Origin of the sequence: Rhizobium bangladeshense (genome assembly GCF_017357245.1) — a bacterium.
Classification (GTDB): Bacteria; Pseudomonadota; Alphaproteobacteria; order Rhizobiales; family Rhizobiaceae; genus Rhizobium; species Rhizobium bangladeshense.
This window is the reverse complement of sequence record NZ_CP071612.1, coordinates 2846668-2871900: the sequence shown is the minus strand read 5'-3', so window position 1 is coordinate 2871900 and position 25233 is coordinate 2846668. Positions and strand designations below refer to the sequence as shown.

Sequence of the window (25233 nt, the reverse complement as noted above, 5' to 3'; positions counted from 1 at the left end):
GCGCAGTTTTTTATTGCGGCATGCGTTGACGCTGCGAAATTTTCTGTCTATCACTTCCCGCCATGAAAATCGCAACGGCTCTTATCGTGGTGGGAAAGCGCATGGGCAGGATGGTGTAACCATCCGGCGACAGCCACCCATGCGCTAGATGACAGGCTCCTCCGGGGCCTTTTTTTGTGCCCGAAATTCGGGCTTCCGGCCACAAACGCAAATCCCAGCATCAAACGGAACAGACAGATGAGCACGGACAATCAGGCGGCAGGCAATCGGATGACAGGAGCGGAGATCGTTCTCCAGGCGCTGAAGGACAACGGCGTCGAACATATCTTCGGCTATCCCGGCGGCGCGGTTCTGCCGATCTATGACGAGATCTTCCAGCAGGACGAGATCAAGCACATTCTCGTGCGCCACGAGCAGGGGGCCGGCCATGCGGCCGAAGGCTACGCCCGCTCCACCGGTAAGGTCGGCGTCATGCTGGTGACCTCTGGTCCGGGCGCCACCAATGCGGTCACGCCGCTGCAGGACGCGCTGATGGATTCGATCCCGCTCGTCTGCCTGAGCGGCCAGGTTCCGACTTCGCTGATCGGCTCCGACGCCTTCCAGGAATGCGATACGGTCGGCATTACCCGCCCCTGCACCAAGCACAATTGGCTGGTCAAGGACGTCAACGAGCTCGCCGCCATCATTCACGAGGCCTTCCGCATCGCTCAGTCCGGCCGTCCCGGTCCCGTCGTCGTCGATATTCCGAAGGACGTTCAGTTTGCGACCGGCACCTATACGCCGCCTGCCGACTACCCGATCCAGAAGAGCTACCAGCCGAAGATCCAGGGCGACCTCAACCAGATCCATGCTGCGATCGAGCTGATGGCGAATGCGCGCCGACCGGTTATTTATTCCGGCGGCGGCGTCGTCAATTCCGGCCCTGAAGCCTCCAAGCTGCTGCGCGAACTGGTCGAGCTCACCGACTTCCCGATCACCTCGACGCTGATGGGGCTCGGCGCCTATCCGGCTTCGGGCAAGAACTGGCTGAAGATGCTCGGCATGCACGGCTCCTACGAGGCCAACATGGCGATGCATGATTGCGACGTCATGGTCTGCATCGGCGCCCGCTTCGACGACCGCATCACGGGCCGTCTCAATGCCTTTTCCCCGAACTCGAAGAAGATTCATATCGATATCGATCCATCGTCGATCAACAAGAACGTCCGCGTCGATATCGGCATTCGCGGCGACGTCGGCCATGTCCTGGAAGACATGGTCCGCCTGTGGCGGGCGCTGCCGAAGAAGCCTGAGAAGAACCGCCTTGAAGACTGGTGGAGCGATATTGCCCGCTGGCGGGCGCGCAATTCATTCGCCTATACGAAAAGCAACGACGTGATCATGCCGCAATATGCGCTGGAGCGGCTCTATGCGCATACCAAGGATCGCGACACCTACATCACGACCGAGGTAGGCCAGCACCAGATGTGGGCGGCGCAGTTCTTCGGCTTCGAGCAGCCGAACCGCTGGATGACCTCGGGCGGCCTGGGCACGATGGGTTACGGCCTGCCGGCGGCCCTCGGCGTCCAGATCGCCCATCCCGGAAGCCTCGTCATCGACATCGCCGGCGACGCTTCGATCCAGATGTGCATTCAGGAGATGTCGACGGCGATCCAGTACGACGCGCCGATCAAGATCTTCATCATGAACAACCAGTATATGGGCATGGTGCGCCAGTGGCAGCAGCTTCTGCACGGCAACCGCCTGTCGCACTCCTATACGGAGGCGATGCCCGATTTCGTCAAACTGGCGGAAGCCTATGGCGCCGTCGGGCTGCGCTGCGACAAGCCGGATGAACTCGATGATGCCATTGTCGAGATGATCGAGGTCAAGAAGCCCGTCATTTTCGATTGCCGGGTCGCCAATCTCGCCAACTGCTTCCCGATGATCCCTTCGGGCAAGGCGCACAACGAAATGCTGCTGCCGGACGAAGCCACCGATGAAGCGGTCGCCAACGCGATCGACGCCAAGGGCCGCCAGCTCGTCTAAGAAAAAGTCAGAGGAAACCCAGGACCATGAACGCACATCTTCAGCCCACGGGCTCTGCCTATTTCATCTCTCCGGAAACGACGGCAATCGAGAGCCACACGCTCTCGGTTCTCGTCGACAATGAGCCCGGCGTCCTTGCCCGTGTCATTGGCCTGTTTTCGGGCCGCGGCTACAATATCGAAAGCCTCACGGTTTCGGAGACGGAGCACCAGGCGCATCTTTCCCGCATCACCATCGTCACGCGCGGCACGCCGCATGTGCTGGAGCAGATCAAGGCGCAACTTGATCGCATCGTGCCGGTCCATCGCGTCGTCGATCTGACGGTGCGGGCGCGCGAACTCGGCCAGGAACGGCCGATCGAGCGTGAGGTGGCACTGGTCAAGGTGATCGGTGAGGGCGAAACGCGCGCCGAAACGTTGCGTCTTGCCGATGCCTTTCATGCAAAGGTGGTGGATGCGACGATCGATCACTTCATCCTGGAGATAACAGGCAAGTCGGCGAAGATCGACCAGTTCATCGCGATCATGAAGCCGCTCGGTCTCATCGAAGTCTGCCGCACCGGCATCGCGGCGATGAACCGCGGCGCGCAGGGGATGTGATATGTCTCAAGCGGGCGCCGGATCCGGCGTCCGCTCAGATATTTTCCTTCACCGGCAACGCGGGCCGATCGATCCAGTCGTGAACTCTCGGACGGTTTGTTGCAGCTTTATGGCGGAAATCCCATCGGACTCAGCTAAAGCATCTCCAGCGGTTTTTTCTTTGCCGGCGGCGGGAAGGCGGCGTCCAGCGACTGCCAATCCTCGTCGGTGACGTCGAGCGAGACGCAGTCGCGGTTTTCGCGGACGCGTTCTGCATTCGAAGTCTTGGGGATAACGATGACGCCGTCGCGTTTCAGCAGGAAGGCGAGCGCCAACTGGGCAGGGGTCGCCTGGTAGGCCTTGGCGATGCGGATGAGTTCCGCATTATGCAGGATATGTCCCTGCTCAATCGGCGAATAGGCCATGACGGGGATGCCGCGGCTCTGGCACCAGGGCAGGAGGTCATATTCGATGCCGCGGCGGGAGAGATTGTAAAGCACCTGGTTGGCGGCGACATTGGCGCCGTCCGGAACGGCGAGCAGTTCCTGCATATCGTCGGTGTCGAAGTTGGAGACGCCCCAGGCGCTGATCTTGCCGGACGCTTTCAGCATTTCGAAGCCGGCGATGGTCTCTGCAAGTGGATAATTGCCGCGCCAGTGCAGGAGATAGAGATCGATGCGGTCGGTGCCCAGCCGCTCAAGGCTGTGCTCACAAGCTTCGATTGTACCCTTCAGGCTGGCATTCCAGGGGTAGACCTTACTGACGATCAAGACCTCGTCGCGCTGTCCCGTGATCGCCTGGCCGACAATCTCCTCGGCGCCGCCGTCGCCATACATTTCCGCGGTGTCGATCAGCGTCATGCCGAGATCGATGCCGGCTCTGAGGCTGTCGATCTCGGCTCGGGCATCGCCCGCATCCTCGCCCATGGCCCAGGTTCCCTGGCCGAGCGCAGGCACGTCGATGCCGTTCGGGAATCTGACGGAGGGGATGGGGTCGTCCTGCATGGCTCTTCTTCCTGCTCAAGAGATTGGGCCGCGTCGCCATCTTTCAAGTAATCCTGTCACCATGACAATGACGCAATGGCATCCGGAATTTGTGGCAGTTATGTTGACCTAAATAAGAGCAATAAGCAAAAGGCCGGTTTTGGGAGGTCGCATGCCGCTGGATACGTTTTTCGCCCTCGTTCTCTTCGCCTTCACGACCTCGATCACGCCGGGGCCGAACAATATGATGCTCTTCGCCTCGGGCGTGAATTTCGGCTTCCGCAGGACCATCCCGCATATGTTCGGCATCGGCGCCGGCTTCTTCTCGCTGCTCATCGGCGTCGGCCTCGGTCTCGGCGCGCTGCTGCACACGGTGCCCGCCGTTTATACGGCGCTCAAGTTTGCGGGAGGCGCTTATCTCGTCTGGATCGCCTGGAAGATCGCCTCATCGCGTTCGCTCAGCGAAGCCAGGAGCGGTGCGACGCCGATGTCCTTCCTCTCTGCCGCGGTTTTCCAGTGGATCAATCCGAAAGCCTGGGTGATGGCAGTGACCGCCATGGCGACCTATACGATTCCTGAGCTCTATCTCGCGAGCGTGCTGATCGTCGGCCTGGCTTTCGCGGTGGTCAACGTTCCGAGCGTTTCGACCTGGGCGGGCTTTGGCTCGGCGCTCAGGGAATGGCTTTCCGACCCGGTGCGGCTGAAATGGTTTAATATAACCATGGCCGTGCTTCTGGTGGCGAGCCTCTGGCCGATGTTAAAATAAAGCGATCGACGGCTTCGTCAGCATCAGCCAGAAGATGCCGATGACAGCGAGGAAGGCAGGAAAGCCGCAGGCGAACCAGATGCGGTGGAGACTGTAATAGCTGGGCGGCAGGGCGCTTTTCGAAGTTGCTGCTGCGCGAGCGAGGTCGCGCAGCCGGATCTGGATCAAGACGACCGGCAACCAGAACAGGCCGGTCACGACGTAGAGCAGCAGCGACAGCGTAATCCAGCCCTCCGCGAGATCCCAGCCGATCGATCGCGCCAGGAGATAGCCGGTGACCGGCTGGAGAATGACCGCGGTGGCCGTGAATAAGGTGTCGGCGATGACGACGGTCCCAGCGACATGGGCGATCAGCGACGGATCGCGGGTGCGATGCGCCATCACCATGAAAAAGGCGATGCCGGCGCCGGTGCCGAAGAGCACGGTCGCGCCGATGACATGGGCAAGCAGCAGCCATTGCTCGGGCATCAGCGTTCATCCAGTGTGGCAAGGGCCGTGAGCGTCAGCAGGATCGACGGCAGTACCTTGATAAGGGGCCCGAGCGGATCGAGCCAGAGCGCCGGTTCGAGAAGTGTGCCGCCTGTCAGATAGGCCAACGAGACGGCCAGCATGCCGAGAAGGGCGCGTTTGGCGAGCGGGCGGACAAGAATGGCGACGCCGAGGGCGATGTCGATGACACAGGTGACAAGCGTCAGCGCCGTTGCCGCCGCCTCCGGCATGAAGGGCAGGAAGTGAGCAGAGGCCTTCGTCACCGACAGCAGCGGGATAAGGCCGGAGAGCAGCCAGAAGGCCGACAGGCCTGATATGACGATCGGCTTCAGCAGATAGAGCCTGGCGAACCAGAGATCCTGCACACCGGAGGGATTGGCCGCGAGCGTTGCCGCGGCCGAAGTCGAGGGAAGCCTATTTTTCACGTCCGCGCCTCGCACACCTTCCGACATCACGGTCATCGCTGTCGAGCGCAGCGGTGAGCGCCAGCCGAACAGGCCGGAGAGATCGGCAAACCACGTCACCGGCCTGGCGAGCCATGGGGCAAGAGAAAAGACACGCGCCGGCGGCAGGCCGAGCCATTGCCGGTGAAGGTGCACGAGATCGGCGAGCGTCAGTGTCTCGTCGGCGGCAAGAACGATATCTCCGCGGAGATCGCCTGCAACCGCCCGTGAAACGGCTTGCGCCACGTCGTCCGCCGAAAGCGTTTCGACCGGACTTTGCGCATGGGTGAGCGGCAATACAAGGGGAAACGCGGCCAGCGCTCTGATGAGCGACGAGCCGCCATGAGCATTGCGGCCGAGAACGACGGCAGGGCGCAGGATGACGTAAGGCAGGCCGCTTGCCGCCAGCGCCTCGTCGGCCCGCCGTTTGGTGGCGAGGAAGGGAAGGACGGCGGCCGCTCCCGCCGTCCTTGCCGATATCTGGACGATCAGGGGCTGAGAGCGTTTGGCGGCGGTATAGAGCGCGAGCATCGCATCTGCCTGCGTGGCGGTCACATCGTCAGAAAGACTGTCCTGCAGCGCGCCGGCGCAATTGACGACGGCATGCTGGTCCTTGAGGAGATCGTCCCAGTCCTCCACCTTCGTCATGCGTGCGAGATCGTCCTGCCGCCAGTGTATAGCAGGCTGCTTCAAGCGCGCCCGTCCGGGATTTCGGCCGAGCCCTGTTACGCTGTGTCCGTCAGCCGCGAGCCGGGCTGCGACGACGGAGCCTATGAAGCCGGTTGCGCCGAGAATCAGGATGTTCATTTTGAGAGATTAACGGAAAAGCTTGAGGGGGATAGGAGGGCTTGGCGGGTGCATGGGGTGTGATAGAAAGGGGAGAGATGTTCATACGCGGATGCTTTGAGGAAGGGCCGGACCTTGCCGCGAGTCCCCCGCCGCCTCGTCCGACCCCTGGGGCCACATTTCTTCCCCTGGGGAGAAGGGGAAACCAGCATTGCAAGAGAGAAGAAGCGGCCGGCCTATTGCCGTTCGGGAGGACATAGCCTTGCACGACCATGACCACGACGAGCACCGTCACGATCACGACAACCATTACTCCGATATGCAGGCGCGCGTAAAAGGGCTGGAAACGCTGCTGACCGAGAAAGGGCTGATCGATCCGGCGGCGATCGATGCGATTGTCGAAACTTATGAGACGAAGGTGGGGCCGCGGAATGGTGCTCGGGTCGTCGCGAAAGCCTGGAACGATGCCGATTTCGCCGAGTGGCTGAAGCGCGATGCGACGGCGGCGATCGCCAGCCTCGGTTACATCGGCCGGCAGGGCGAGCATATGCGCGCCGTCTTCAATACGACCGACACCCATAACCTCATCGTCTGCACGCTCTGTTCCTGTTATCCCTGGTCTGTGCTCGGCCTGCCGCCGGTCTGGTACAAGGCGCCGGCCTACCGTTCCCGCGCCGTCATCGATCCGCGCAGCGTGCTTGCCGAGTTTGGGCTGGTGCTGCCAGAGGAGAAGAAGATTCGTGTCTGGGACTCCACGGCAGAGCTGCGTTATCTCGTGATCCCCGAGCGGCCAGAAGGGACGGCGGGGATGAACGAAGCTGCACTTGCCGACCTCGTCAGCCGCGACGCGATGATCGGCACCGCAGTCGCCGGCAGCCCGGAGGCGCTGTCATGAATGGACCGCACGATCTCGGCGGTCAAATGGGCTTCGGGCCTGTCTCCCCCGAAAAAGGCGAGCCCTATTTTCATGCCGAATGGGAAAAGCGGGCGCTGGGGATCACCCTTTCCTGCGGCGCCTTTGGCGCCTGGACGATCGATGAAAGTCGGCATGCACGCGAGAGCATTCCGCCGGCCGATTATCTCGCGGCGAGCTATTACGAGATCTGGATCCGCGGCGTGGAGATGCTGCTGGAGCGGCACGGCTTTGCGACGCGCGAGGAATTGTTGTCCGGGCACAAGCTGCGGGACGGCGCGGCGCCGAAGCGGGTGCTAAGGGCGGAGATGGTGCCGGCGGTGTTGGCGAAAGGCGGGCCTTGCGATCGTCCCGTCGAAACCGCGCCGCTCTTCGTGGTCGGCGAACGGGTAAAGACGAAGAATTTCAACCCTGCGACGCATACACGACTGCCGCGCTATGCGCGCGCCAAGCAGGGCGTGGTCGAAGCAGTGCAGGGTTCGTTCGTTTTTCCAGACGATAATGCGCATGGCAAGGGCGAGAACCCGCAGTGGCTCTATACCGTCGTCTTCGATGGAGCAGAGGTCTGGGGCGAGGGCGCGGATCCGTCGCTGACGGTCTCGATCGATGCCTGGGAGAGCTATCTTGAGCCTCTGTGAAACATCCCCTCAGATCGCGCAATCGCCGGGGCTGCCGACGTCGTCGGAGGGTGATCCCGTCTTCCCCGAGCCCTGGGCGGCGGAAGCCTTCGCCATGGCCTTGTACTTGCACGAAAAGGGCATCTTCACCTGGAGCGAATGGGCAGCGGCTCTCTCAAAGGAGTTGCATCAGCCAAGCCGCGCCAAGGACGGCAGCGACTACTTCGACTGCTGGGTTGCGGCGCTTTCAGGGCTCCTGGTTAGCCGTGGCATAGCGGATGCATCCGCCATCCTCGACCTGCAGAAGAGCTGGCAGCGTGCGGCCGAAGCCACGCCGCATGGGAAGCCGATCGAGCTCGCTAACGACCCGCTGCGCTGAGTCTCACGACGGAAACTGCCGATAGCACTCCTCGGCCACCTCACGTAGTGTCTCGCGCGAGATTTCGCCGGTGACGGCGTAGCCGAGTTCACCATCGATCCAGTAGAAGGTCTCGAGATTGCCGGATGAAGCGAATCGGAAGCTCGTGGTGCGGTTTTCCCTATTGCGGCCGACCATGACGGTCAGGCGCTCGCCGGCCTGGTTCTCGTACATGAACATCGCGCCCGGCCTGCCGTCGACCGGCAGCAGGCGGCCGCCGACAAGCTTGAAGCCGAGCGGCTGCAGGTTGGGGATCTTGAGGTTTTCGATCGCCAGGCGCTTGCCGAGCCAGGTGGCGAGATGGGCCTCCTCGTCGGCGAAAACTTCGACGGGATGGCGAACTTCGGCGGCATAGACCGTAAAGGCGGTCTCGGCCTGCTTAGGCAGGGTCTCCGAGCCGGCAAGCTGCAGGCCCGGCGTTTCCAGAAGACCTGACCCATAGTGGCCGCTGACGGCGCCGAGCGCGAAGACGAGCAGGGCCGCAGCGGCGGTCCTCCAGTGCCTTGCCCCCGATGAGACGGCGCGGGCGGGTGCGACGAGAAGGGGATCGGTATCCTTGGCCTTCTCGTAACCTGAAAAGAGCGAGCGGATGCCCGAACTTTGAGCCTGCCACTCGGCGACCATTGCCGCCTCCTCCGGATTGTCGGCGAGGTAAGCCTCGACGCGAGTGCGCGCCGTTTTAGCCAGCTGGCCGTCGGCATAGGCGTGGAGATCGGCTTCGGTGACGCTCGGATTGGTCTCGTTCATTTCGGTCTCCGGAGCGTAATGATGTTGTCGGCCTTCAGGTGCTCCGCGACTCGCCGACGGGCGCGCGACAGGCGGGACATGACGGTGCCGATCGGAATATCGAGCGCGGCGGCGACCTCGCTGTAGCTATATCCCTCGATGACGACGAGCATCAGCACGGCGCGGTGCTCCTCCGAAAGGCTGTTCAGCGCATCGTTGAGCCGGGCGCGCTCCAGCGGATCGGCCGCCGGTTCGGGGGCGGCTACATCCTCTGCGGCGTCGAGTTCGACCAGACCGCCGCGTCTTTTGCCGCGCCGGCCGTTGCGATAGAGGTTCGTCATAATGGTCAGGACCCAGCCGCGCAGATTGAGTCCGCGCCATTGGCCGCGGTGCGTCAGAATCTTCTCGACACAGTCCTGGAGCAAATCCTCGCCGTCGGCATCCGAGCGCGTCAGGCTGCGCGAATAGCGCCTGAGCGAGGGGAGGAGGGCCAAGATCTGGCCCTCGAAGCTTTCCGGTGCGGGTATCTTCATGCCGGCACTCTTGGCATCAAGGCCCTAGCTATCAAGGTTTGGCGAGATCCCAGTTGCCGCCGACACCGTCGCCGGTGATGTCGCCCATCTTCTTGTCCTTGACCCAGTAGTAAAGCGGCATGCCATCCTTGGCCCATTGCTTCGTGCCATCCTTACGGTCGATGATCGAATATGCACCATCAGCCTTGGCATCGGAAGCCGCCATCAGCGGAGGCCAGTTTTTGGCGCAGTCGTCATAGCAGTTGGAAACGCCTTTGGTGTCTTTCTTGAAGGTATAGAGGGTCATGCCGTTTTCTCCGGCCAGGACTTTGCCCTTGGCGGAATCGACTTCCTTGACGGGAGCGGCGGCGAAGGCAGCTGTCGCGGCAAGGGCGGCTGCCGCCACGACGGGCAGGAATTTCACGCGTGTCATGATGTCTCTCCTCAGGTTTGGCACGCAATGCTGCGATACCTGAGATGAGACACGAGGCGAACTGGTTTTATTCCTGGTTAAGCGAAAATTTTAGCGGGCGAGGCCGGGACGAGCGGCTTCGCCCGGAGGCGCTATGGTTATTGGCTGGAGGCAGAGGCCGCCGCCATGTCGACCCAAACGGCTTCGAATATATGGCCATCCGGATCCTCGAAGGCGCGGTTGTAGAGCCAGGCCATGTCAGTTGCCGGGCGCGGATCGGCTATGCCGCCGGCCCCGGCGGCGGCCTCGACGATGGCGTCCACGTCTTTGCGGCCGTCCATTGTCAGCGCGATCAGCATCTCGCTTGCCTTCCGTGCCTCGGCGATGGGTTTCGAGGTGAAGGTCGCGAAGTAATCGCGCGTCAAGAGGTGGAAGACGATGGCGTCGGACCAGACCATATTCGAGGCCTGGTGATCGCTGAACTGTTCGTTCTTGCTGCAGCCGATCGCTTCGTAGAAGCGGGTGGCAGCGGCGAGGTCTTTCACCGGCAGGTTGACGAAGATCATCTTGGGCATCGCGTTCTCTCCTCTCTTTCTTTATTCAAATGCCTGCGTAATCGTGTCGCTGGTATGAATAGACGATCTGAGCCGTCCCGTCCCGATGTTCACGGCGCTACGGCAGAGCCTCGCCGTCGCCGGCAATCATTTACATCGCGCACCTTTGCGGATAGCATATATCCTTAATTCTGTGGCAGAACCGGCCGTTGCGAGTTTTTGAATGATCCTGAAAAGCCAGGTTGAGTGGGCGCTGCACTGCTGCGCCATTCTCGCGGGCCTGCCCGAGGGCAGGTATCTTTCCACCAAGGCGCTCGCCGAGCTGCATGGTCTGCCGAAGGAATATCTCTCCAAGGCGCTGCAAAGCCTTTCGCAAGCTTCCCTTGTCAATACCACGCTCGGCCCGAGCGGCGGCTACAGGCTTGCGAGATCCCCGTCCGAGATCAATTTCCTCGACATCGTCGAGGCGGTCGAGGGAAAGGCGCGCAGCTTCACCTGCACAAATATTCGGGAGAACAATCCGTGCCGGCCGGCAGGCTATTGCGACAGCAAGCCTTGCGCGGTCGCGCGCGTCATGTGGGAAGCCGACGAGGCCTGGCGGAATACGCTGAGAGCCGTCCGGCTCTCCGATCTCGTCGGCACCTTATCCGAGGAGGTACCGGCCGATATCTGGCAAGGCACGCTTCAGTGGGTGCTCCAGCGTGCCGGCTGATCATGCCCTGAAGATGGTCCTGATGGTCTTGAGGATGGCATGGGCGTTGCGAACCTGCTCCGGCGGCAGAGCGGCGCCGTCGCGGAAGCGCTCGGCGCGCTCGGCGAGGGCTGCGGCAATCTCTTCGGCCAGGGCGGGGCGTTCGGTGAGCAGCGGCGCGAAGGCCTCCTGGTCGATTTCATAAACCGCCGTCGGGGTCAGGGCCTCGAGGGTGCAGACTTCCTGCATGCCGGCGAGCAGGCCGGTCTCGCCGAAAAAATCGCCCGGTGCAAACCGCCCGCGCTCTTCGCCTTCGCGCCGCGCCACGATGATGCCGGCGCGCACCATCATCAGCGAGGGTAGCATTTCGCCCTCCCGCACGATTACATCGCCTTTGCGGAACTGCCGGACATTGGAGGACTCGGCGAGTTTCTCCTTTTCATCGGATGTCAGCGTCGCCGCAAAGACCGGAATGGCTTGGATCAGCGCAAGCGGCGTTACGCTTGGCGGCTTGGCGTTTTCTTCCGTCGGCAGATCGGCGGTGAGGACCTTGGCCGCCGGTGGAACGGCGAGAAGGAGGCCGGCGGATTTGCAATGGCGATAGACGAGATCGAGCACCTCGTTTCGCGCCGGCACGCGCTGACCGGGGCTCGTCACCCGAAACTGCAGCTCGACTTCGAGCGCGGTGGCATCCAGTCCCTTCAATGCGACGACCGGCGGCGGCTCGCGCACAATCGAATTGCAGCTCGTGAGCGCCGAGAGCATGACCTGGCGGATCGATGCTGGCATCCGTGTGGGCGCGATGCGGATGGTAAGAAACAGCAGATGGGTCTCGTCCGGCCGGCTGACATTGGTCAGGCCGAGCTTGGCAAGAAAGCTGTTCGGCAGCACGACGATATTGTTGCCGGGCGTCAGGATGTGCGTCGCACGCCAGTTGCTCTCGAAGACGCACCCTTCCGTGCCATCGCTCAAGAGGATCCAGTCGCCGATGACATAGGGACGGCCGAGCGTCAGCGCGATGCCGGAGAAGACGTCGGCGAGCGTGTTCTGCAGCGCGAGACCGAGAATGATGGCGACCACGCCTGATGTGGCGACGAGGGTCCCGATCGGCACGCCGAAGGCGAAGGCGAGGATCGAGAGCATCATGCCGATATAGACGATGCCGACGACGAGATCTTGGAGCAGGCGGGCCTCGCGCGGGCTGCCCTCCAGCACCAGATAGAGCCTGATGAAGCCGATGACGGCCCATGCGAGGTGGATCCACCAGAGCGATTTGGCGAGGATGACGAGCAGGGCCTGCGGGTCCTGCGACGCATATCCTTGGAAGCGGTGGGGTTCGATGCCGCTGCCGACGAGGATCAGCGTCATCATGGCAAAGAAGAGGATCTGCACCACCAGCCGTGTTGTCGGCCGCTGGCTGGAGAGGAAGTACCAGACGATGATGCCGGCGAAGCCGACCGCTATGAGAGATATCAGAGGCTTGCCGAAGAGCGCGTCGTAGATCATCTCACTCTTTCTCCGGGAGGGGCGGGCGGCGCATGATTGAGCATGTCGGCCAGCCGCGCAAGCATGGGCTCGCGCAGATGGCCTTTGGCGGGGTCGTCAGTTCTGCAGCGGGAAAGTCAGCTCTTTCTGGTCGGTGTCGACGACGAAGACGGCAAGCAGGCGGGCCGGCTGCGTCTCACTGCCATTGGCGCTGACGCTATGGCGGTCGCCCGGCATTTCAGAGAAGCTCTCGCCGGCCTGATAGGTCTTGACCGGACCGTCATTCACCTGGCTGCGGATCGATCCCTCCAGCACGGTGGCGTAGATGAAGGCCGAGTCGGGATGGGTGTGGCCTTCGGAGAAACCACCGGGGCCGTATTCGACCAGCACGCCCTTGATGCTCTTGCCCGGCACGTTTGGCAGTTCGTGTTCATAGACGAGCGTCACCTTGGCGGATTTGCTGCTGTCGTGGGCGGAAGCGCCGGTCGTTGCCAGAAGGGCGAGGGCGGCAGCGAGGAATGATGACTTGATCATGGGAATCTCCTTGTCGGCTGGGTGAGGAGCCCGATCAGTTCGGCCGGGCGGATGTGGCGAACCACTGCTCGAAGGTGATCGAGCCGAGGCGCGGATCGTCGTCGGATACAAGCGACTGGTCGTTCAGCCTGGCGCCGAAATATCTCGCCTCGGCGTCTGCCTCCACGGTCCGCGGGTCCTTCATCGCCTTTAGATAGCGGGCAACAAGCTCGCTGAGACGGACCCGCTCCGGGCCGGATATTTCGATCGTCTTGTTGGCCGGGGCGGAGAGCGCCACGTCGGCCATGGCGTCGGCGACGTCGTCGGAAGCGATCGGCTGCACATAGGCGGGCGACAGGCGAACCGTCTGGCCGACCGTGCCGGACTGGGCGATGCCGTTCAGGAACTCCATGAACTGCGTCGAATGCACGATGGTATAGGGAATGCCCGACTCCCTGATCAGCTGTTCCTGGGCGAGCTTGCCGCGGAAATAGCCGCTTTCCTGCAGCCGCTCGGTGCCGACGACGGAAAGCGCGATGTGATGCTTCACGCCGGCAGTCTTTTCGGCGGCGAGCAGATTGCGCCCCGATGTCTCGAAGAAGTCGAGTACTGCCTTGTCCTCAAACGAGGGCGAGTTGGCGAGGTCGAGCACGACGTCGGCGCCCGCCAACGCTTCCGCCAGACCTTCGCCGGTGACCGTGTTGACGCCTGAGTTCGGCGAGGCGGCGCTCACCTCATGCCCGCGCTTGCGCAGGCGATCGACAGTCTTCGAACCGATGAGGCCGGTTCCGCCGATGACAACGATTTTCATAACAGATCTCCGTTCGCTGCCATGATCACGGCAGCGTCAAAGTTTCTTCTGAATGGATTGCGAGGGTTAGTTCAGGCCGGCCTTATCAAGACCATAAGCCTTGTCGGCCGTGCCGGGCACGGTCTTGAAGCCGACATTGACGCGGTTCCAGGCATTGATGGCCATGATGACGAAGGTCAGATCCGAGATTTCCTTTTCCGAAAGTTGACCTCGAACCCGCTCGTAGATCTCGTCGGGGACGCCGCCCTCCGGCAGCTTCGTCAGCGCTTCCGTCCAGGCAAGTGCAGCGCGCTCGCGAGGGATGAACAGGTTGGATTCACGCCAGATGGCGACGTGATGGAGCCTAAGTTCGCTCTCGCCATGGATCTTTGCCTGCTTCACATGCATGTCGAGGCAAAAGCCGCATCCGTTGATCTGCGAGGCGCGGATCTCGATCAGCGCCTGAAGCTTCTCGTCGATCACGCTGCTGCGGAGCGCCATGCTGAATTCCATGAACTTCTTGAACAGCTCCGGGGACTGCTGGGCATAGTTCAATCGTTGGGTCATCTCTCTCTCTCCTTTATTAAGGATATTTGATATCCTTATGGATAAAAGATATCCGTAATATCTGGACTGTAAAGCCATTCTCGCTTAGTCTGCCCGCATAAAGCCTATGCGCAAAAGTATGAGGGGCAGGGATGGATATCGTTTCAGCATTGCGGACCTTTCAGCGCGTCGTGGAGACGGGGTCCTTCTCGGCGGCGGCGCATGATCTCGACGTGACGCAGCCAGCGGTCTCACGGCAGATCGCAGCCCTCGAAGTCCATTTCAACACGCGCCTGCTCCATCGCACGACGAGCGGCCTGTCGCTGACGGCGGAGGGGGAACGGATGCTGCCGATGGCGCTCCGGATTCTGGAAGCGGTGGAGGAACTGGGCGATGCGGCCGGCTCTGAAGGGGCCATGGCTTCCGGGAAGGTCAGGCTCAGCGTTCCCGCGCCGCTCGGCCTCTATCTCAGTGAGCGGCTCGGCGATCTTCTTGCCGCCTATCCGAAGCTTTCGGTCGAACTGCTCTTCAGAGAGCAGAGCTCCGATATGATCGAGGAGCGGCTTGACCTCGAAGTGCGCCTCGGACCGGTCGCCGACAGCAGCCTCGTCTGCCGGCGGATTGGCTGGACCACAGCCTTCCTTGTCGCGTCTCCCGCCTATCTCGCGCGCAGGGCTGCTCCGCGCGCGCCCAAGGACATCAAGGATCATGAGTGCTTGTGCTACAGCAGGGCAGGCGAGGCCAATACATGGTCCTTCTCGAACGGCTCGGAAGACCTATCGGTCAGGATTTCGCCGCGGCTGACGGCCTGCAATGCCGTCGCCATTCACAGGGCTGCCCTTGCCGGCGCGGGTCTCGCGGTGCTTTCCCATATTATTGCCACGCCCGATATCGCGGCCGGCCGGCTGGTAGCCGTTATGAAGGATTTCCAGCCGAGCCGGCTGCCGGTCACCGTCGTCTATCCGTCGCGACGCAACATGCCGCTGCGCGTCAAGACAGTTCTGGACTTTCTCATCGACGCTATGGGGCGGGATCCATCAATGTGCGCGAGCGGTGCGGACCGGCAGTGGAACGGATGATCCCCCGGCCGGGCGATTTGCCGTTTTCCGCCTTGCCTAACGCCGGCGAATCCTGCCAAGTCCTGCGATCATGCAATTCGCGCCGCAACAAGACGAAGCCCTGAAGGCTGTTTCGAAATGGCTGAAGGAAGGGCGCTCTCCGCTCTTTCGCCTGTTCGGCTATGCTGGGACGGGCAAGACGACGCTTGCCCGTCATTTTGCCGAAAATGTCGATGGCGATGTGCTGTTTGCCGCCTTCACCGGCAAGGCGGCGCAGGTGCTGCGGTCGCGAGGCGCTTCCAATGCCAAGACCATCCATTCGCTGATCTACCGACCCCGCGGCGAAGAAGCGGTGGAAGATGAGGAGACTGGCAAGACCTCGATTGCGCCAATGTTTTCGATCAACCGGCAAAGTCCGGTCGCGAAAGCGGCGCTGATCATCGTCGACGAATGCTCGATGGTGGACGAGGCGCTCGGCAAGGACCTGATGAGCTTCGGCACGCCGATCCTTGTGCTCGGCGATCCCGGCCAGCTGCCGCCGGTCAGCGGCGGCGGCTACTTCACCAATCAGGAACCGGATTATCTCCTGACCGATATCCACCGGCAGGCGCGCGACAATCCGATCATCAAGCTCGCCATGCAGGTGCGCGAAGGCAACGAGATCATGTATGGCGATTACGGCACGGCCAAGGTGATTTCGAAAAACGAGGTGACGCAGCAGCTCGTGCTCGACGCCGATCAGGTGCTCGTCGGCACTAACCGGACGCGGCGGCGCTACAATCAGCGCCTGCGGGAATTGAAGGGTTTCACCGCCGATTATCCGCAGACTGGTGACAAGCTCGTCTGCCTTCGGAACGATCCGGCCAAGGGCCTGCTCAACGGCTCGCTCTGGCAGGTGATGACCTCATCGAAGGAAACGACGAAACCCGGCATCAATCTCCTCGTTCGTCCCGAGGACGACGACATGGATCGCGGGGCGGCCAAGATCAAGCTGCTGAAACAGGCTTTCGAAGATGTCGAAGGCGAGATCCCCTGGAACACCCGCAAGCGCTATGACGAGTTCGATTACGGTTATGCGCTGACCGTACACAAGGCACAGGGTTCGCAATGGAACGACGTTGTGCTCTTCGACGAGAGCTGGGCCTTTCGCGACACGCGAGAACGCTGGCTGTATACCGCAATCACCCGCGCGGCGGAGACACTCACGATCGTTCGCGGATGAGGTTCGGCCCGGGAGCACGGGACGGTGGCCGCCGTCGGGGCACGGCCTGTGCTAGGCTTGCACGATGCCGAGCAGAACGGCCTTGGCGATCGCCTGGAAGCGGTTGTTGGCGCGGAATTTCAGGATGATTCCGGCCTCGAGATCGCGGGTCTCGTCATGCTTCAGGTCGAGCGCCCGGGCAATGCGCTGAGTGGAATAGCCCTCTGCCATCAGTTCCAGGCAACGCCGCTCCTGCGCGGTCAGGCCGGCACTGTCCTGATTGTCGTTGAGCGGCTGCGCCTCTATGCTGTCGTCGAATTCGAGGAGATCGCCGACCTGCTGAAGCTGGCGGTGAAGCGTCGACATCTCAGCCGTCAGCTCGCGTTTGCGCACCTGCAAGGCCTCGCGAAACATCGCCTCGGCCTTTTCCTGCGAATCAGCGTTGCGAAGCTCGTCCATCAACTCTTGGATAACCGCGACCGGCATGCCCGTTTCGCGGCAGACGGTGATGACAGCCATGCGCATCACGTCGTCCTGGCCGTAGACCCGCATCAGGCCGATGCGATTGGCTGAAATCAAACCCTTCTCTTCGTAGAAATGTAGTGTCCTGTGCGTAACGCCGAATGCATTGGCCATATCGGCAATGGGCACCGGACCTTCCGGCAGATCCGGTGGCAGCGCGGCCGAAGGCAGAAACCGGTATTTCGACCGGCCCTCCGAAGCGACACCGGCGGCAGCAAACAGGCGTTTGGAACCGTCTGGCATGAACCCTCCTAGGGCATCTTGTTGCACCTCATGCGGATTTGCCAGTTGCTTCCCGGTCGCGGCGAGTGGGGTTTCCTCTGAGCGTCTTCCATGGGGAAAGAAGCAGTACGCGGCCTACGTTTACGCGACATAATGTCCACGTTATGCGTGAACGATCTTTTTTAGAAGTGCTAAAAGTAATCTCTTTTAAATGGGATCGCAACGCGACGGCGTGTTTTGCAGGCTTTGCCCGAAGGTCACGGCAAAAACACGCCGCCGCGCCGGCGCATCGAGAGGTCTCCTTTATGGCGGCGGGAACTAGTATTCATGCTCGCTCTCGGTTGTAACCCAGATCCATCAGCGATCGGTATCGGATGCATCTGCGATTCTCGTTGGCCATCGCCGGGCACTTGGCTTAAAAGCGGGGGCCTCCCGCTTCCGACACCGATGGATAATCCGCCATGCCAGCCAAGCTCTCCGTGAACCTCAATGCCATCGCCATGCTGCGCAACCGGCGCGATCTGCCTTGGCCGAGCGTTGAGGGCCTCGGACGCATAGCCCTTGCCGCGGGCGCCAGCGGCCTGACGGTCCATCCCCGCCCCGACCAGCGCCATATAAGATTTTCAGACCTGCCTGTCATTCGTAACCTGATCGATGACGAATTCCCCACGGCGGAATTCAACATCGAGGGTTACCCCACGGACGAATTCCTCGATCTCTGCGCCGGTGCCGCACCCGAGCAGGTGACGCTGGTGCCCGACGATCCATCCCAGGCGACCTCCGATCACGGCTGGGATTTCCGCAAACATCAGGCTTTCCTCACCGATGTGGTCGCGAGGCTGAAGAAGATGGGGTGCCGTGTGTCGCTCTTTGCCGATGGCGATGGCGATGCTGAAGCGGTGAAGCTGGCGAAGGCGACGGGCGCCGACCGGATCGAACTTTACACCGGCCCCTATGGCGGCTGCTACGACGCGCCGGAACGAGCAGCTCCGATCCTCGAAGCGCTAGGTCGCACGGCGGACGCAGCGCTGGCGATCGGCCTTGCCGTCAACGCCGGCCACGATCTGACGGTCGCAAACCTGCCTGATCTGGTGAAGCGCATCCCAGCGCTTGCCGAAGTCTCGATCGGCCACGGGCTGACTGCCGATGCGCTGGAGTTTGGGATGGCCGAAACGGTGCGCCGCTTCTGCCGGGCTTGCGGGCAGACGGTTTAGGAAGCAATCGGTCGGCAGGGCTCCCCCTCTGCCCTGCCGGGGAGAGGGGGAGCCACCGCCCAATTGTATCAGTGCTCACCAGTTCCAACCGTCGTCAACGCCGCCTTGTGCGCCACGAAGAAATCCTTCAGTGGCTGGGGCTGTTTGCCGGTCAGCTTGGTGAAATCTTCGGTGATGATGTCGAAATTGCCGGCGCGAATATTGGCGTCGGCGGAGACCAGCATATCGGCGACGAAGCCGGGGAGGCCGGCGCCGCGCATGCCCTGGCCGAGCTGCTCGTCATTGACATCGATGACCTCGAGCGGCTTTCCGGCGGTTTCGGAGACGATAGCCGCGATCTGGCGGTTGTCCAGCGATGCCGCGCCAGTCAGCGTATAGGTCGCGCTTTCGGATGTACCCGAGGCAAGGGCCGCGGCGATCGCCAGGGCGCAGTCATCACGCGAGATGGTCGACACCTTGCCATTGCCCGTGGCGCTGTACCATCTGCCGCCCTGCAGGTTGTGCGGCATGCTATGCAGGTAATTGTCGTGATACCAGGCGTCACGGATGATCGTATAGGCGATGCCGCTTGCCTTGATGGCGTTTTCGCTGCCGAGGTGGTCGGGCGCGAAGGTGACGAGCGAATTGTCCGGCGCCGGCATCGAGGTATAGGCGATGTGCTTGACGCCTGCTTTCACGGCGGCCGCGACCGCGGCCTTGTGCTGCGCGAGGCGCTTTCCGGGGGTGTCGAGCGCGTCGGTGCTGATCAGCAGCAGACGGTCGATCCCGGCGAAAGCCTTCTCCAGGCCGGCGGCATCATCGAAATCAGCCTTCCGGATGATGACGCCCTTGTCTGCCAGCTTGGCGAGTTTTTCCGGGCTGCGCGTCGCCGCGACGATCTTGCCTGGGGCGACCTTGTAGGTCTCTATGAGGTGGTGGATGACACGCTGGCCGAGCTGCCCGGCGGCGCCGGTGACCAGGATGGTTTCGCTCATGGGTCGTTCCTTCTGCGTTCTGAAAGTGGTCTCAAAAAGAGACTAACGCTAGAATAGGAATTGACTTCGACCTGTAAAGGAGGCAGCTTTTCGGCTGTAAGTTACCAAAAGGGAACCAAGTTCATGGGCGGGGCAATCGTCAGTCTCAAGAACAGGATGCCAGGGGCGCGGCGCGAGATTAATCTTGCTGCCCTTGATTTTTCCAATTGCCCGGTGCGGGACATGATGCAGCAGATCGGCGGCAAGTGGTCGACGCTGCTGCTCGAAGTGCTGGCGGCCGAGCCCCGCCGCTTCGGCGAACTGCGGCGGATGCTTCCCGATATATCGCAGCGCATGCTAACACAAACGCTGCGTGATCTGCAGAGGGACGGTTACATTGCGCGTGAAGTGTTTCCGACCAAGCCGCCGAGCGTCGAATATTCGATGACCGATCTCGGCCGCTCGCTCTATCAGCCGCTGTCGCAACTCTTGAATTGGGCGGAAGCGAACCATGATGCCGTTCGCGCCGCCCGTTCGCGTTTCGATTCCGCAGAGAGCTAGGCTTTGCGTCCGCGCCCTTCGGTCAGGAACAGCAGGAAGGCGAGCGCCGGGAAGGCAAAACCGATCCACGCCGTCATCGTCCAGCCGCCTGTGGCATAGGCCCAGCCGCCGAAAGCGGAACCCAGCGCGCCGCCGGCAAAGAAGGTGGCCATGAAAAGGCCATTCAAGCGGCTGCGATGTTCCGGGTTCAGCCCATAGATCGCCCGCTGACCGCAGACGAGATTGGTCGTCACCCCGAAATCGAGAATGATCGCGGCCGCGGTCAGAAGGATCAGCGCGGTGAGCGAGCCGTCGCTTGCGAAATGGCTGATCAGGAAGGACGCCATGCCGAGCAGCATGGCGATCGTCGAGGCGATCCTGGTCATGCCGCGGTCGGCAAGCCGGCCGGCGATCGGCGAGGCGACGGCGCCGGCGGCACCGGCGAGCGCGAAGAGGGCGATGCCGTTCTGCGTCAGCCCGAAGGCGGGGCTTGCGAGCAGCAGGGGCGTCGTCGTCCAGAACAGGCTGAAGGCGCCGAACATGCCGGCTTGGTAGAGGGCGCGGCGCTGCAGCACACGCGAGGTCAGCGCCAGATGCGCCATTGAGGTAAGCAGTTCGCCATAGCCAAGCTTGGTCTTCGGGACGCGGACCGGCAGGTTGGTGCGCAAGACGATGGCGAGCACGAGCATCAGGGCTGCTGTCACATAATAGACCATGTGCCAGGACGAGGCCTCGGCGACGAAGCTCGCGAAGGGCCGCGCCAGCATGATGCCGCAGAGCAGGCCGCTCATGACGTTGCCGACGACCTGGCCGCGCGTCGCATCCGGCGCCATGTTCGCGGCAAAGGGCACGAGCACCTGGACGGCGACCGAGGCGAGGCCGATGCAGAGCGAGGCGGCGAGGAACATGGCCGGCGTCGAAGACAGCGCGGCGCCGATCAGCGCCACGGCAGAGACGGCGATCAGCAGCAGGACGAGGCGGCGGTTTTCCGTGAGGTCGCCGAGCGGCACGATCAGCAGCAGGCCGAGACCGTAGCCGATCTGCGTCAGCGTGACGATCAGACCGGTCGCGGCAGGGGAAAAGCCGAGATCGGCGCTGATCGGCCCGGCAAGCGGCTGCCCGTAATAGAGATTGGCGGCCACCAGCCCGCAGGCGGCGGCGAAAAGAAAGGTGAGCCAGGGGGATAGCGCTCGTGGAATGGCTTTATCCGGGGTGGTGGCTGAAATGCTCATCAGAAACTCCGGTTCTCAAAGATAGTGAGAATTGAATGAAAGAATGCTAGCTGCAGCCACCCGATCCTTGACCTGATGACGCATGTCGAACGTTTGCGCGTAACCTAACGTGCGTATTCAGGTCAGGAGCTTCATCGCCGCTTCGGCTGCGGCGAGCATCTCTTGCCTGCTGCGCCCTGTCTTGCCGATGACGCGCAAGCCCTTGGTAAAGCAGAGAAAGGTGAGGGCGGCGGCATCAGCATCCACCGTTTTCGGAATGGTGTGGTCGACTTGGCCGATGCGGATGAGATCGGCCATCAGCTTTTCGTCGGCGGCAAAGGCTGTGGCGACATGAGCGGCGGTTTCCTCGTCGAGCAGGGCGAAGTCATTGGCGCCGCCGACGACGAGGCAACCTTTGCGGCCGGCCTCGCCATGGGAGAGCTCCGTGTAATACATCACCATCTGGAAGACCTTTTCGCGGCCCGTGTCCGCAGATGCGATCATCGCTTCCAGGCGTCGCCGGCCGAGTTGGCGATACCGGGCAAAGGCGGCGACGAAGACGCCGCGTTTGTCCTTGAACGCCTTGTAGATGCTGCCCGAGGCAAGGCCCATCGCCTCGCTCAGTTCGCTGATCGAGGTGGCGTGGTAGCCGCGTTCGGAAAAGACCCGCAGTGCCGAATCAAGCGCGGCGTCTATATCGAACTCGCGCGGACGGCCGCGGCTGCGGTTTTTTTCATTTGATGTGAGGTTGGCAACGGTCATGTCCCCTAATTAGGGAATGATCGTTTCCAAATCAAGCGGAATTTCCGCGATGCAGCGAAATTAGAGATCGAGTACCCACGTCTGGCCGTTCGCCTCGGGGCCGAACATGGAATGTCTCTCCTCGGAGACAAGTTCGAAGCCGGCCTTGATGTAGATGGCGCGGGCGGTGTCCAGCATATCGTTGGTCCAGAGCGATAGCTGCCGGTAGCCCTTCTGCCTGGCAAAGCGGATGCATTCACCGACCAGCAGCTTGCCAAGCCCGAGGCCGCGAGCGGATTTGTCAACATAGAGCAGGCGCAGCTTGGCGACGCCATCGCCGCCATCGGTGACGAGGACCGAGCCGACATTGACGCCGCCGCGTTCGGCAATCCAGCAATATTCCTTTTCAGGATCGAAATTGGCGAGGAATTTGCCGGCAACTTCGGCGACCAGCCCCTCGAAACGCAGGTCCCAGCCATATTCCTCGGCATAGAAGCGACCCTGGCTCTCGACGATCCAGCCGATATCGCCGGCGCGATGGGCGCGAATGATCGCGGGCGCTGGCTTTGCCGTCGGGTCGAGCAGGGCACGGATCGTGTTCATGGCTGAGACCACCGCCTGCGGCTCGCCGGCCGCAAGCATGTCGAAACGGGCGGCGATCTGGTCATTCGCGCGCCGTCCGAGTTCTTCGAACTCTTCTCGTCCCCGGTCGGTGACAGTGATGATCTGGCTGCGCAGATCAGCCGTATCGGCGCTGGTCTCGATCAGCCCTTCGGCGCGGAAACGCTTGAGGATGCGGCTGAGATAGGCCGGGTCGAGATGCAGGTCGCGGGCGAGTGCTTTGGCGCTGACACCTTCATGCGAGCCGATCTCGAAGAGGACGCGGGCGTCCGTCAGCGTGTAGGGCGAATCGAGATAGGCCTTGTTCAGGAGGCCGAGGAAATTCGTGTAAAACCGGTTGAAATCGCGGGCGGTTTCGATAAGGGCGACATCGGGCATGGCAAATGGTCTCCAGATGGAGATCTTTTGCGGGACAAGTCGGCCAACTCCTCGAAGTCCTCGGCCTTGTGCCGAGGATGATGTTGAGGCGAAGCGAGGCGTCGATGAACTGACAAGATCTCCTGGTGCAGACCTTTGTCATGCATTTATTTGACTGAGTCAACTAAATTGACGCTCTGATCAGGCAGCCGCCTCTTCGGCTTCTTCCTCGGCACCAAAAGCGAATTCCACTGCAGCCCGCGCATGGATCGCGGTCGTGTCGAAACCCGGCAGCGGCAGGCGGTCGGGGTCGAGGATCAGGCAGATCTCAGTGCAGCCGAGGATGATGCTGTCGGCGCCGCGTTCCATGGCGTGGTCGATGATCGCGATCAGCTTTTCGCGCGAGCTTTCGTGCACCCTGCCGACGCAGAGCTCGTTGAAGATGATGTCATGGACCGTGGTGCGGTCAGCCGCGTCGGGCACCATGATGTCGAGGCCGAGGCTCTTCATGCGGGAGCTATAGAAGCCATGCTCCATCGTATAGCGGGTGGCGAGCAGCAACGGACGCTTGCGGTCGGCCGCACGCAGCGATTTCGCCGTTTCGTCGATAATGTGGATCAGCGGCACCGAAATCCTCGCCGCGACCTCCTCAGCGATCAAGTGCATGGTGTTGGTGCAGATGAGCACGCAGCCGGCGCCGGCCGCCTGAAGGCTTTCGGCGACATTGCCGAGGTGGTGTGCCGCACCAGCCCAATCTCCAGCCTTCTGAAGGGCGACGATCTCCTCGAAATTGACCGAATGCAGGATGAGCTCGGCCGAGGCGAGGCCGCCCTTGCGGGCGCGCACCATTTCGTTGACCAGACGATAATAGACCGCCGAACTTTCAAAACTCATGCCGCCAATCAGGCCGATCGTTTCCATTCTCACACTCCCTTGTTTTGAACTTGAAAAATCATGCCGCAAAGCCGGCGCGGTATGTTTGCGTTGTTTGTTTTGCGGGCCATATTTGTGCTATGGTTTTGCGTGTTTCGATGTGATGACGCAAATTTTCGGCGCGGGGATGATTTCGGGCAATGCTTGACGATCGCGACAGACGGATTCTCGACATGCTGCAAAAGGATGCGAGCATCTCCGTAACCGATCTGGCCGAGCGCGTGGCGCTTTCGGTGTCGGCCTGTTCACGGCGCATCCAGCGGCTGGAAGAGAGCGGCCATATCGCTCGGCGCATCGTCGTGCTCGATAGGGAGAGGATGGGCGTGCCGACGACCGTCTTCGCTCTCGTCAAGACGGCGCACCATTCCGACGATTGGACGGAGAGTTTCCGCGGGATAATCAGCGATATCCCCGAAATCGTCGAGGCGCACCGGCTGACCGGCAATCACGATTATATCCTGAAGATCGTCCTGCCGCGCGTCGAGCATTACGACGTGATCTACAAGCAGATCGTGCGAAAGCTGGAACTCTTCGACGTCTCGGCGTCGATTTCGATGGAGGAACTGAAAAATGGAATGGCGATACCCGTGGGCTATGCCGCGGGCTATCGGTAGCGATTAATTGTCTCAATATGGAACGTTTTTCGACATACTACGTTCACCTTTGGTTCAGGTGGAGGGGAGGATATTTCCTTCACTTGGAGGAGTAGAGGAGAACAATCATGAGAAAGCTAAGCGTCGCCGCCTTATGCTTGATCATCGGTGCCTCCGGCATCACGCCGGCTCAGGCGTTTCCGGCAATCAACCCACCTAGGATCGAGGCGCAGCAGCAGATCGAGCATGTACGATGGCGCGGCCGAGGCGGACATCGGCGGGGAGCTGAGTGGGGCTGGGCTTTGGGTGGTCTAGCCGTCGGCACCATCATTGGCGGCGCATTGGCACAGCCCTATTATGGCTCGCCTTACCGCTATTATGGCTCGCCTTACCGCTACTACGGTTCCCCGTACCGCTATTACGGTTCCCCGTACCGCTATTACGATCCACCCTACCGCTATTATGGCTCGCCCTACCGTTATGGTCCGCCCTATCGCGATTACGGCCGGTATTATGCCCCGCCCTATCGGAACTATGCATCATCGGGCTATTATGGAGGGCGCCGCAGCCACGTGAGCTGGTGTTATGCCCGCTATCGTTCCTACAGGGCTTTCGATAATACGTTCCAGCCCTATTACGGACCCCGTCGCCAGTGCATCAGTCCCTACTGATTGACACTTGCGCGCATTGGCGCTGTGAACTGGTTCCAGGTCGACCGACGTCATGATCCGTTCGGTCGGCCCGCCTGTTCAAACCTCGGCACACCTCCGCCTGATTTCCGCTCGGCAAGTTTTGCCAGCTTAGATTCGTTTTTTGC

30 protein-coding genes are annotated in these 25233 nt (G+C 61.7%); 13 read left to right on the top strand and 17 right to left on the bottom strand.

Annotation, left to right across the window (positions count from 1 at the left end):
- Nucleotides 1-237: 237 nt before the first annotated feature.
- A complete protein-coding gene (locus J2J98_RS14050) occupies nt 238-2028 on the top strand; it encodes an acetolactate synthase 3 large subunit (protein WP_138393197.1) in 1791 nt (596 codons plus the stop codon).
- Nucleotides 2029-2054: 26 nt separating this feature from the next.
- Entirely contained in the window at nt 2055-2627 is a 573-nt protein-coding gene (gene ilvN, locus J2J98_RS14045; RefSeq protein WP_064711583.1) for an acetolactate synthase small subunit, read from the top strand.
- A 134-nt stretch (nt 2628-2761) separates the two neighbouring features.
- Here ilvN and J2J98_RS14040 read toward each other — a convergent pair whose 3' ends face one another.
- Entirely contained in the window at nt 2762-3610 is an 849-nt protein-coding gene (locus J2J98_RS14040) for an aldo/keto reductase (RefSeq protein WP_207601376.1), read from the bottom strand.
- Nucleotides 3611-3761: 151 nt separating this feature from the next.
- On the opposite strand from J2J98_RS14040, the gene J2J98_RS14035 reads away from it, so the two are divergent.
- Nucleotides 3762-4355, top strand: coding sequence for a LysE family translocator (locus tag J2J98_RS14035; RefSeq protein WP_138393199.1), 594 nt, complete (start codon nt 3762-3764; stop codon nt 4353-4355).
- On the opposite strand, the gene J2J98_RS14030 is transcribed toward J2J98_RS14035, so the two are convergent.
- The gene (locus J2J98_RS14030) at nt 4347-4823 is read right to left on the bottom strand and encodes a DUF2269 family protein (RefSeq protein ID WP_138393200.1); all 477 of its coding nucleotides are present in this window, start codon (nt 4821-4823) and stop codon (nt 4347-4349) included. The two genes, J2J98_RS14035 and J2J98_RS14030, sit on opposite strands and share 9 nt — an antisense overlap.
- On the bottom strand, nt 4823-6094 hold the full coding sequence (locus J2J98_RS14025) for an SDR family oxidoreductase (RefSeq protein ID WP_207601375.1): 1272 nt from the start codon (nt 6092-6094) through the stop codon (nt 4823-4825). The genes J2J98_RS14030 and J2J98_RS14025 overlap by 1 nt, the downstream gene beginning before the upstream one ends.
- A gap of 298 nt (nt 6095-6392) precedes the next feature.
- Here J2J98_RS14025 and nthA point away from each other — a divergent pair, with 298 nt between their 5' ends.
- From nthA to J2J98_RS14010, 3 genes are read left to right on the top strand one after another with little or no spacing between them, the layout of a single operon-like run.
- A complete protein-coding gene (gene nthA, locus J2J98_RS14020; RefSeq protein WP_246569426.1) occupies nt 6393-6968 on the top strand; it encodes a nitrile hydratase subunit alpha in 576 nt (191 codons plus the stop codon).
- The gene (gene nthB / locus J2J98_RS14015; protein ID WP_064705536.1) at nt 6965-7624 is read left to right on the top strand and encodes a nitrile hydratase subunit beta; all 660 of its coding nucleotides are present in this window, start codon (nt 6965-6967) and stop codon (nt 7622-7624) included. Before nthA ends, nthB begins: the two co-directional genes overlap by 4 nt.
- Complete coding sequence (locus J2J98_RS14010; RefSeq protein ID WP_138393203.1) at nt 7611-7982, top strand: nitrile hydratase accessory protein; 372 nt, start codon at nt 7611-7613, stop codon at nt 7980-7982. The genes nthB and J2J98_RS14010 overlap by 14 nt, the downstream gene beginning before the upstream one ends.
- A 3-nt stretch (nt 7983-7985) precedes the next feature.
- Here J2J98_RS14010 and J2J98_RS14005 read toward each other — a convergent pair whose 3' ends face one another.
- From J2J98_RS14005 to J2J98_RS13990, 4 genes are all read right to left on the bottom strand, one after another.
- Nucleotides 7986-8768 carry an anti-sigma factor family protein gene (locus J2J98_RS14005; protein WP_207601373.1) on the bottom strand — a complete coding sequence of 261 codons (783 nt, stop codon included), beginning with the start codon at nt 8766-8768 and terminating at the stop codon, nt 7986-7988.
- Nucleotides 8765-9280 (bottom strand): RNA polymerase sigma factor, encoded by a 516-nt coding sequence (locus J2J98_RS14000; RefSeq protein ID WP_064705533.1) that lies wholly within the window; start codon nt 9278-9280, stop codon nt 8765-8767. Before J2J98_RS14000 ends, J2J98_RS14005 begins: the two co-directional genes overlap by 4 nt.
- A 31-nt stretch (nt 9281-9311) precedes the next feature.
- Complete coding sequence (locus J2J98_RS13995) at nt 9312-9692, bottom strand: COG4315 family predicted lipoprotein (protein ID WP_064705532.1); 381 nt, start codon at nt 9690-9692, stop codon at nt 9312-9314.
- A gap of 137 nt (nt 9693-9829) precedes the next feature.
- Nucleotides 9830-10246, bottom strand: coding sequence for a VOC family protein (locus tag J2J98_RS13990; protein ID WP_064705531.1), 417 nt, complete (start codon nt 10244-10246; stop codon nt 9830-9832).
- 202 nt (nt 10247-10448) lie between these two features.
- On the opposite strand from J2J98_RS13990, the gene J2J98_RS13985 reads away from it, so the two are divergent.
- Entirely contained in the window at nt 10449-10937 is a 489-nt protein-coding gene (locus J2J98_RS13985; RefSeq protein ID WP_207601372.1) for an RrF2 family transcriptional regulator, read from the top strand.
- Here J2J98_RS13985 and J2J98_RS13980 read toward each other — a convergent pair whose 3' ends face one another.
- From J2J98_RS13980 to J2J98_RS13965, 4 genes are all read right to left on the bottom strand, one after another.
- The gene (locus J2J98_RS13980) at nt 10938-12422 is read right to left on the bottom strand and encodes a mechanosensitive ion channel family protein (RefSeq protein WP_207601371.1); all 1485 of its coding nucleotides are present in this window, start codon (nt 12420-12422) and stop codon (nt 10938-10940) included.
- A 96-nt stretch (nt 12423-12518) separates the two neighbouring features.
- Nucleotides 12519-12935 carry a cupin domain-containing protein gene (locus tag J2J98_RS13975; RefSeq protein WP_207601370.1) on the bottom strand — a complete coding sequence of 139 codons (417 nt, stop codon included), beginning with the start codon at nt 12933-12935 and terminating at the stop codon, nt 12519-12521.
- Between the two features lie 34 nt (nt 12936-12969).
- Entirely contained in the window at nt 12970-13725 is a 756-nt protein-coding gene (locus J2J98_RS13970) for an SDR family oxidoreductase (RefSeq protein WP_207601369.1), read from the bottom strand.
- 66 nt (nt 13726-13791) lie between these two features.
- The gene (locus J2J98_RS13965) at nt 13792-14271 is read right to left on the bottom strand and encodes a carboxymuconolactone decarboxylase family protein (RefSeq protein WP_064705527.1); all 480 of its coding nucleotides are present in this window, start codon (nt 14269-14271) and stop codon (nt 13792-13794) included.
- A gap of 131 nt (nt 14272-14402) precedes the next feature.
- Here J2J98_RS13965 and J2J98_RS13960 point away from each other — a divergent pair, with 131 nt between their 5' ends.
- Together J2J98_RS13960 and J2J98_RS13955 are read left to right on the top strand one after the other, a co-directional pair.
- Complete coding sequence (locus J2J98_RS13960; protein WP_138393209.1) at nt 14403-15329, top strand: LysR family transcriptional regulator; 927 nt, start codon at nt 14403-14405, stop codon at nt 15327-15329.
- A 70-nt stretch (nt 15330-15399) separates the two neighbouring features.
- Nucleotides 15400-16530: an ATP-dependent DNA helicase gene (locus J2J98_RS13955; protein ID WP_064705525.1), complete on the top strand. Its 1131-nt coding sequence runs from the start codon at nt 15400-15402 to the stop codon at nt 16528-16530.
- 51 nt (nt 16531-16581) lie between these two features.
- Here the strand turns inward: J2J98_RS13955 and J2J98_RS13950 are convergent, their stop codons facing one another.
- Complete coding sequence (locus J2J98_RS13950; RefSeq protein WP_207601368.1) at nt 16582-17274, bottom strand: MerR family transcriptional regulator; 693 nt, start codon at nt 17272-17274, stop codon at nt 16582-16584.
- Between the two features lie 440 nt (nt 17275-17714).
- Between J2J98_RS13950 and J2J98_RS13945 the strand changes: the two genes are divergently transcribed.
- Nucleotides 17715-18467 (top strand): pyridoxine 5'-phosphate synthase, encoded by a 753-nt coding sequence (locus tag J2J98_RS13945; RefSeq protein WP_064705523.1) that lies wholly within the window; start codon nt 17715-17717, stop codon nt 18465-18467.
- A gap of 68 nt (nt 18468-18535) precedes the next feature.
- On the opposite strand, the gene J2J98_RS13940 is transcribed toward J2J98_RS13945, so the two are convergent.
- The gene (locus J2J98_RS13940) at nt 18536-19441 is read right to left on the bottom strand and encodes an SDR family oxidoreductase (protein WP_207601367.1); all 906 of its coding nucleotides are present in this window, start codon (nt 19439-19441) and stop codon (nt 18536-18538) included.
- Between the two features lie 123 nt (nt 19442-19564).
- Between J2J98_RS13940 and J2J98_RS13935 the strand changes: the two genes are divergently transcribed.
- Nucleotides 19565-19981, top strand: a complete 417-nt coding sequence (locus tag J2J98_RS13935; RefSeq protein WP_138393211.1) for a winged helix-turn-helix transcriptional regulator — start codon at nt 19565-19567, stop codon at nt 19979-19981.
- On the opposite strand, the gene J2J98_RS13930 is transcribed toward J2J98_RS13935, so the two are convergent.
- From J2J98_RS13930 to J2J98_RS13915, 4 genes are all read right to left on the bottom strand, one after another.
- The gene (locus tag J2J98_RS13930; protein WP_207601366.1) at nt 19978-21192 is read right to left on the bottom strand and encodes an MFS transporter; all 1215 of its coding nucleotides are present in this window, start codon (nt 21190-21192) and stop codon (nt 19978-19980) included. The two genes, J2J98_RS13935 and J2J98_RS13930, sit on opposite strands and share 4 nt — an antisense overlap.
- 117 nt (nt 21193-21309) lie before the next feature.
- Complete coding sequence (locus J2J98_RS13925; RefSeq protein ID WP_207601365.1) at nt 21310-21933, bottom strand: TetR/AcrR family transcriptional regulator; 624 nt, start codon at nt 21931-21933, stop codon at nt 21310-21312.
- A gap of 60 nt (nt 21934-21993) precedes the next feature.
- A complete protein-coding gene (locus J2J98_RS13920) occupies nt 21994-22911 on the bottom strand; it encodes a bifunctional helix-turn-helix transcriptional regulator/GNAT family N-acetyltransferase (RefSeq protein ID WP_207601364.1) in 918 nt (305 codons plus the stop codon).
- Between the two features lie 180 nt (nt 22912-23091).
- Complete coding sequence (locus tag J2J98_RS13915) at nt 23092-23811, bottom strand: aspartate/glutamate racemase family protein (protein ID WP_064705517.1); 720 nt, start codon at nt 23809-23811, stop codon at nt 23092-23094.
- A 152-nt stretch (nt 23812-23963) separates the two neighbouring features.
- Here J2J98_RS13915 and J2J98_RS13910 point away from each other — a divergent pair, with 152 nt between their 5' ends.
- Nucleotides 23964-24437: an Lrp/AsnC family transcriptional regulator gene (locus J2J98_RS13910; protein ID WP_064705516.1), complete on the top strand. Its 474-nt coding sequence runs from the start codon at nt 23964-23966 to the stop codon at nt 24435-24437.
- Between the two features lie 107 nt (nt 24438-24544).
- Complete coding sequence (locus tag J2J98_RS13905; RefSeq protein ID WP_064705515.1) at nt 24545-25087, top strand: BA14K family protein; 543 nt, start codon at nt 24545-24547, stop codon at nt 25085-25087.
- Nucleotides 25088-25233 lie beyond the last annotated feature (146 nt).